The organism is Oscillibacter valericigenes (assembly GCF_016902445.1).
GTDB lineage: Bacteria > Bacillota > Clostridia > Oscillospirales > Oscillospiraceae > Oscillibacter > Oscillibacter avistercoris.
The window spans coordinates 1-267 of record NZ_JACSNX010000085.1 but is presented as its reverse complement, the minus strand read 5'-3'; the positions used below and the strand labels follow the sequence as shown (position 1 = coordinate 267).

Annotated in this window: 1 protein-coding gene; it reads right to left on the bottom strand. The window is 55.1% G+C overall.

Going from position 1 to position 267, the window contains the following annotated elements; genetic code table 11:
• Nucleotides 1–205, bottom strand: a 205-nt coding sequence (locus H9X91_RS14130; RefSeq protein ID WP_204805890.1) for an S-layer homology domain-containing protein, incomplete at its 3' end; no start/stop codon positions are given.
• Nucleotides 206–267: the final 62 nt, after the last annotated feature.

The window sequence follows — 267 nt, the reverse complement described above, 5'->3', positions numbered from 1 at the left end:
CCTGACGGGTCAGGGTGCCCTGGGGACGGAAATCACCATCGGAATAACCGTCGATGATCCCCATCTCGGACATGACGTTGACAGCTTCCTCATAGGCTTCGCCGCTGAGATCGGCGCTGTCACCGAAGTCCTTGGCGCCCGCGCTGACGGTGACCAGGGACATGGTCATCACCAGAGCAAGCACCAGAGAAAGGAACTTCTTCATTCGGATTTCTCCTCCTTTTGAGTTTTCACCGTCGTCTTTCCAACTTTTTCGCCAGAAGAGTA